Raw genomic sequence first — 6064 nt, forward strand, 5'->3', positions numbered from 1 at the left:
CCTTTCACTCGAAATCGACCTGCTGCGCTCGTTCGCCGTCATCGCCGAAGTGCGGGCGTTTAGTCGTGCGGCCATCCGGATCGGCCGGACCCAGTCTGCGCTGAGCCAGCAGATGAAGCGCCTTGAAGAAATCGTCGATCAGCCGCTGTTTCAGCGCACGGGACGTGGGGTCGTGCTGACGAATCCCGGCGAACGCCTGTTGGTGCACGCCCAACGCATCCTGCGTCTGCATGACGAAGCGATGGCCGATCTTTCCGGTAAAGGGCTGTCGGGCACGATCCGCTTCGGCTGCCCGGACGACTACGCCGCGGTGTTCCTGCCGCCGCTGCTCCGGCAGTTTTCAGCCCTGCATCCGCATGCCCAAGTGGAGGTCATGTGCGCCCCCACGCCACGATTGATCGAACAACTAGAGATGCATGCGTTGGACCTCGCCCTGATTTCGTTGCCGGAGGATGCGCCGAATGACGGCATCATTCGCCGCGAACCGCTGGTCTGGGTCGGCTATCCGGGACTGGATCCCGCGCACTTCGAGCCCTTGCCGCTGGCGCTTTCGGATCCGGACACGCTCGATCACATAGCGGCCTGCGAAGCGCTGCAACGCGCAGGCAGGGCTTACCGCATCGCCTGTGCGAGCAGCAGTCTTGCCGGCCTCACGGCACTGGTGCGCTCGGGGCAGGCCTTTGCCGTCATCACGCAGACGGCCGTCGCGCCGGATCTCGCCATACTCAATGGCGATCCTGCGCTTCCGCCGTTGCCCACCATCGCCATTACGCTCAGGTTCGAGCGCGAGCGCCCCTCGCCTCTGACCACGGTATTCGCGGAGCACATCAGGCTTACGCTGCCGTTGCTTTGATTGCTGGTCCTCGGGCGCATTACTGTTGGGCGTGCTTCGCTGCGTCTTCGATCACAGCCGCCACTTCCTTCGGACGCGATTCGTAGACCGAATGACTTGCGCCGGCCAGCACCGTGGTGTGGCTATGGGCGCGCTGGTAGTAGAAGCGTTCGAGATCCGGATTGATGATCTTGTCGTCAGCGGCCACGATGCCCCAGCTCGGCTTGGTGGTCCAGGCAGCGACCGTCATCGGCGCCGAGAAGACCTTCGCTGCCGTCAGGATCTGCGATTGCGCTTCGAACTGCGCTTGCTTGAGCGGCAGATCCGCAGCGAAGTCCTTGGGGAAGTCCGCCGGATTCAGGTACGTATAGCCGTCGTCGGTCTTCTTGATGGCGCCCGCCTGCTTCGATGTGTAGCTCGGATATTGCTTGCCCAGGTCCGACTCGTCTTCGCCGACAGCCGGCGCATGCGCGGCCACATACACGAGTCCGGCCACTTTCGGATCGACACCGGCTTCGGTAATGATCGAGCCGCCGTAGCTATGTGCGACGAGAATGGTCGGGCCGTCCTGCAGGTCGATCACGCGCTTCGTGGCCGCGACATCGTCGTCCAGCGAAGTCAGCGGTTCTTGCACCATGGTGACGTGGTAGCCATCTTTGGTGAGGATATCGTACACAGGCTTCCAGCCCGAGCCATCCACCCAAGCGCCGTGTACCAGAACAATGTTCTTGATCGGGGCGGTGGCAGGTTGTGTCTCCTGCGCCATCGCACCGGTCGATGCAAAAAGGCATGCAGACAAGGAAAGGATCGATGCTGCGATAGGTAAAACTTTCACGATCAAACTCCATTAATAAGGAAACCGAACTTTTTTAAAAATAGCTGGCTTGACCGGTAGGCATTCGCGACTGTGCGCCGTACTCGTCTATCAAGCCACCTACTTCTACGACTGGAACAACCGGCGATCCTGCGCAAGACAACCTATGGCGCAGGATCCTCGATGCATCACTTAGCTACCGAAGTACACGTTGCAGAAGCTGACCGGGCCGACGCAGGAGCCCATTGCCGTACGGGATGCCGCACCCGATGCCGAGCTACCGTTCTGGGCAACACCGCCGACTGCCTGGTTGGTCAGTTGCTGATCGTTCTGCGAAGCGATCTTTGCTTCAGCAGCCTGGATGTCAGCCGGGTAGTTGATGTCGTTTTGACCCGGGGTATATCCGGCCTGCTCGACACGAACGAGATCGGCACGAACTTCCGCACGGGTCACGGGTGCATCCGACTGGGCGAAGCTGAGAACCGGGGCGCCGAGCGTGGCAGCGGCGAGAGCGAAACCTGCGAGCATCTTGTACATGATTAAGATTCCTAATTAACGGTGAATTTAGTTGGCGGTTGAAACCGCCTTCGGGGTTGAGATAAACAGTCCGGCTTTGGCCTATGGCCTTGTACTGCGTCTACATAAGGGCGAACACAGGGTCTCAGGGTTTATTCCAGGATTTTTCGAAGCAACCTCTCAACGCCTCGTGGTCATCCCTCGCAATCCCTTGCTGGCTGGAGCCGGACATCAATTTCCTGCGACAGACGAATATTCGCGCAGGCACATCCCGGTCACCACCCATTTGCGACCAGTCGGCAATACATGGCGCGAAATGCTTCTGAGGGTCGCGAAACACCGCGTGCTGCGCACGCCAGTATTCCGGCGCCATCCGCAATCACGCTTCATTCATAACGAGGGAGTCCCCCAGGATCGATTCTTCGAAGAACCAGCAGGCCGCAAGCAGTTCACCGATACGCCGTTGCGTTTCTGCAAACGCTTAACGCCGGTTACACGTCAATCGTTAAGTTCTGTCCGGACCAGAGCTTTATGACGTGGTCTTAAGTCTGGCTTAATTTTCTCCTGCAACTATGGCACACAACATCCCCTGTTGAGCCGCCTGAACATCGGCGGCGTTTTTTTATCTGAGGGATGCTGTCGGCGCATCGCAAGATGTTGCGCACTCCTGCGAGGGAAGAACAGACCATGGTTGAAGATACGGTATTCGAACATCTGCGGGCCATGCCCGACCACGACTGGGTCCGCCAGATTCAATCCTGCACGGTCTCTGACCCATTGCAGCACCCATGGGGACGCTCCTACCGTCTGGTCGAATGGACGCTGAAGCACACTCCCGATTCCTGTCGGCGCGTGGTCCCCGCGGAAAGCACACCGCTTGAAATCGCTCAAGCCGTGGTGTCGCACGTTCCGGGGCGACGTTTTTGCCAGCACGGCGACAATTAACGGTAGCACGCGCTCGCAACACGCTTCGGCGTGAGGGCTGGATTGGCGTTGTCGAGGCAGGCGGCGGCAATCGACACGTACTCGCTGCCCGTCGCATCCACCGCGCCGCGACCGAAGGTGGCCGCTCCACAGGTCCGGCAGAACAGATGGTGGCCGCCGCCCGTGCCGAACTGATAGTCACCGAGTTCCGCTTCGCCCGCTAACAGGCGAAAATCCTCCGGCTTGACCAGCGTCTCCGAGACGCGCTGCCTCGCACAGATCCAGCAATTGCAACGGCGACGGCCGTTGTTCAGTTGACCGGTGTTCAGCTCGATGTCCGCCTCGAATCGCACTGCGCCGCAGTGGCAACTGCCGTGGTAGGTCTTTTTCATGGCTCAATCTCCGCAACCGCTGATGGGAAAGGCTTCTACGTGATGTTGAAGCTCATTCTAGGCAGGGGCTCCTGCCAGCGTGCTGTCAGGAGGGAAGCGGATCGTGCCGTTTTTACGCCTTAAGGCGCGCCTGCGGCAAATGCCAGTGCATCGTCCAGCCGGTCGTTGCCCCAGAACATCTCCGCAGCAACGAAGAATGTCGGCGCGCCGAAGATGCGCTGCGCTCGAGCCCGTTCGGTCTGTTCGCGTAATTTCAGCTTGTTGGCATCGGTAAGCGCGTCGGCGATGATCTTTTGCGCCGGCAAATCCAGACGCTCCAACACCTCGCCCACCGCCTGCGGCGAATCTATCTCGCGGTCTTGCGCGAAATTCAGCTGCATGACTTCGCGGCAGAACGCACCGATCCACGGCTCATGAGCCCCGAGCGTCGCCACACGCAATGGCAGCAACGCACGGCGTGGAAAGGCCGACGGTTTGCGCCACGGGACGGCGTATTTTCTGCACTGCCGCTCCATGTCCTGCCAAACGTACTCGCCTTTCTCCTTCTGCACGACGAACGGCGACGTTTCGTAGCCCAAGGCCTGCAATACGGGGCCGAGCAGAAACGGCTGCCAGCGAACCCGCACATGATGCATGGCCGCTTGCGATTCAATGCGCATCACGCTGAGGTAACTGTAGTTGCTGGCGAAGTCGAACCAGAAATCGATCTCCTGCGTGCTTTGGACAGATACAGCGGTATTCATCCGGAAAACTCTCCTGGTTATAGACAACAAGGCAGCGCAGGCAACCTGAACGGGAGATTTCAAAAGCCTACAAATGCCACACAACGCCACGAATTTGCAATCGTTGACAGTCGTTTCATGTGCTTCGGCCTATGATCGCGCCATCAACTCATGACGTATATGGATATCGCAATGGCCTACCCATATGACCTTCTGACCGCAGCCTGCCTCTTCATCATCGTCGTATCTTCGTCGATCCTGCTGGCGCTGTCCTGACTGCCCCTCGCTGGCACCGTCCTCACACGGAATCGCCAGATCAGCGACAATGGATTGGCTAACCTGCCGTCCATACCTACATTCGAGCCGCGCACGCCCCCTTCTCGCTCCTGCAGCGACTCGACGCGCCTTGTGTCCTCAGGCGCCGCTTCCGGCCGGTCGCCGTACACGGCGAAGATAAGCCGAACCGGTCAGGCACGCTAATAGCAACCATCACCCTTATGCTGCCCGCGGCGCACCACGCCGCCCGGCAGATTCACTCTTTTTGCCTCTGCAAAACGAACAGGAGCTTCCCAAATGATGAATCGAGACAACCCCGTCTGGCTGATCACTGGCTGTTCCACAGGCTTTGGCCGCGAACTGGCGAAACTCGTGCTGGAGCGCGGCTGGCGCGCAGTGGTCACGGCGCGTGACGCGTCGAAAGTCGCGGACATTGTCGAAGGTCACGGCGATCGCGCCCTCGTGCTGCCGCTCGATGTCACCAAGCGCGCACAGATCGATCATGCCGTCGCCCAGGCCAAAGAGCATTTCGGCCGTATCGACGTGCTCGTCAATAACGCCGGCTACGGCTACCTGGCCGCCATCGAGGAAGGCGAAGACGCGGCCGTACGCGAGATGTTCGAGGCGAACGTGTTCGGCCTCATCGACACCACCAAGGCCGTGTTGCCGGTGATGCGCAAGCAGCGCAGCGGTCTGATCGTCAACGTGTCGTCGATTGGCGGCCTCGCCAGCTTTGCCGCGACCGGCTATTACCACGGCACCAAATATGCGGTGGAAGGCATCTCCGAGTCGCTGGCGACCGAAGTCAAGCCGCTCGGCATCGACGTGCTGATCGTCGAGCCCGGCCCGTTCCGCACCAACTGGGCGGGGCCGTCGATCAAGCAATCGGCGACGCAGATCGAGGATTACGCGGCCACCGCCGGCGAGCGCCGCAAGCAGACTGCCGCCCGCAGCGGCAATCAGGCGGGCGACCCGGTACGGGCCGCGCAGGCCATCATCGACGCCGCGCTGTCCGACACGCCACCGTTGCGTCTGCTGCTCGGCAAGGCCGCGCTCGAACTGGCCCGCAAGAAGCTCGACTTCCTGCGCAGCGATTTCGACGCGTGGGAAGCGACCACCGTGGGCGCGGACTTCCCGGAAGGGACGAAGTAGAGGGTTTTTATCCGGGCACGGTGAGCGCCCTGTGCCCAACGCTCAGTGCTCAGATCAACCCGAGTGTCGACGCCTTCAACGTAGCGGCGGCCCGGGTTGAGCATTCGAGCTTGCGGAACACGCTTTCCACATGCGTGCGCACCGTGCTTGGACTCATCTGCAAGGCACGGGCAACTTCCTTGTTGCTCTCGCCCAGACTGATGTGCCGCAGTACCTCGGACTCACGCGGGGAAAGTGGCGACACCCGCGCCGGCCGGGCGCGTGCGGCAGTGCCCGGCTCCTGACCGTCCTGCTCGCATGACAAAAGCGCGTGGACCGCATCGGCATCGAAGCGCCCCTGGTTCACCTCCTCGTTGATCAAGGCAGCCGCATCGCCGACGGATAACGCAGCGCGCCATGGACGCGGCGAGCGCAACGCCACCCAGCATGCCGCAGC

General features: G+C 60.9%; 9 protein-coding genes. 4 read left to right on the forward strand and 5 right to left on the reverse strand.

What is annotated here, in order from left to right:
* Positions 1–853, forward strand: an 853-nt coding sequence (locus M0954_RS27690; protein WP_297356688.1) for a LysR family transcriptional regulator, incomplete at its 5' end; no start/stop codon positions are given.
* A 19-nt stretch (positions 854–872) separates the two neighbouring features.
* On the opposite strand, the gene M0954_RS27695 is transcribed toward M0954_RS27690, so the two are convergent.
* Both M0954_RS27695 and M0954_RS27700 read right to left on the reverse strand, forming a co-directional pair.
* On the reverse strand, positions 873–1667 hold the full coding sequence (locus tag M0954_RS27695; RefSeq protein ID WP_122159485.1) for an alpha/beta hydrolase: 795 nt from the start codon (positions 1665–1667) through the stop codon (positions 873–875).
* A 171-nt stretch (positions 1668–1838) separates the two neighbouring features.
* Positions 1839–2183: a DUF4148 domain-containing protein gene (locus M0954_RS27700; protein WP_123388278.1), complete on the reverse strand. Its 345-nt coding sequence runs from the start codon at positions 2181–2183 to the stop codon at positions 1839–1841.
* Between the two features lie 31 nt (positions 2184–2214).
* Between M0954_RS27700 and M0954_RS27705 the strand changes: the two genes are divergently transcribed.
* Positions 2215–2697 (forward strand): hypothetical protein, encoded by a 483-nt coding sequence (locus M0954_RS27705; protein ID WP_297356690.1) that lies wholly within the window; start codon positions 2215–2217, stop codon positions 2695–2697.
* 152 nt (positions 2698–2849) lie between these two features.
* Positions 2850–3107, forward strand: a complete 258-nt coding sequence (locus M0954_RS27710; protein ID WP_074269206.1) for a DUF2866 domain-containing protein — start codon at positions 2850–2852, stop codon at positions 3105–3107.
* Here M0954_RS27710 and M0954_RS27715 read toward each other — a convergent pair.
* Together M0954_RS27715 and M0954_RS27720 are read right to left on the reverse strand one after the other, a co-directional pair.
* Complete coding sequence (locus tag M0954_RS27715; RefSeq protein ID WP_122158085.1) at positions 3104–3478, reverse strand: GFA family protein; 375 nt, start codon at positions 3476–3478, stop codon at positions 3104–3106. The two genes, M0954_RS27710 and M0954_RS27715, sit on opposite strands and share 4 nt — an antisense overlap.
* Positions 3479–3597: 119 nt before the next feature.
* Positions 3598–4221 (reverse strand): 2-hydroxychromene-2-carboxylate isomerase, encoded by a 624-nt coding sequence (locus M0954_RS27720; protein ID WP_297356696.1) that lies wholly within the window; start codon positions 4219–4221, stop codon positions 3598–3600.
* Between the two features lie 552 nt (positions 4222–4773).
* Between M0954_RS27720 and M0954_RS27725 the strand changes: the two genes are divergently transcribed.
* On the forward strand, positions 4774–5628 hold the full coding sequence (locus M0954_RS27725) for an oxidoreductase (RefSeq protein ID WP_297356692.1): 855 nt from the start codon (positions 4774–4776) through the stop codon (positions 5626–5628).
* A gap of 49 nt (positions 5629–5677) precedes the next feature.
* On the opposite strand, the gene M0954_RS27730 is transcribed toward M0954_RS27725, so the two are convergent.
* A partial coding sequence (locus tag M0954_RS27730) for a LuxR C-terminal-related transcriptional regulator (RefSeq protein WP_297356694.1) occupies positions 5678–6064 on the reverse strand: 387 nt, incomplete at its 5' end.

Origin of the sequence: Paraburkholderia sp. (assembly GCF_026225065.1) — a bacterium.
GTDB lineage: Bacteria > Pseudomonadota > Gammaproteobacteria > Burkholderiales > Burkholderiaceae > Paraburkholderia.

Coding starts and splice junctions, on each gene's coding strand:
- M0954_RS27700 (WP_123388278.1), bottom strand. CDS start 2,183: ATGTACAAGATGCTCGCAGGTTTCGCTCTCGCCGCTGCCACGCTCGGC.
- M0954_RS27725 (WP_297356692.1), top strand. CDS start 4,774: ATGATGAATCGAGACAACCCCGTCTGGCTGATCACTGGCTGTTCCACA.
- M0954_RS27715 (WP_122158085.1), bottom strand. CDS start 3,478: ATGAAAAAGACCTACCACGGCAGTTGCCACTGCGGCGCAGTGCGATTC.
- M0954_RS27710 (WP_074269206.1), top strand. CDS start 2,850: ATGGTTGAAGATACGGTATTCGAACATCTGCGGGCCATGCCCGACCAC.
- M0954_RS27720 (WP_297356696.1), bottom strand. CDS start 4,221: ATGAATACCGCTGTATCTGTCCAAAGCACGCAGGAGATCGATTTCTGG.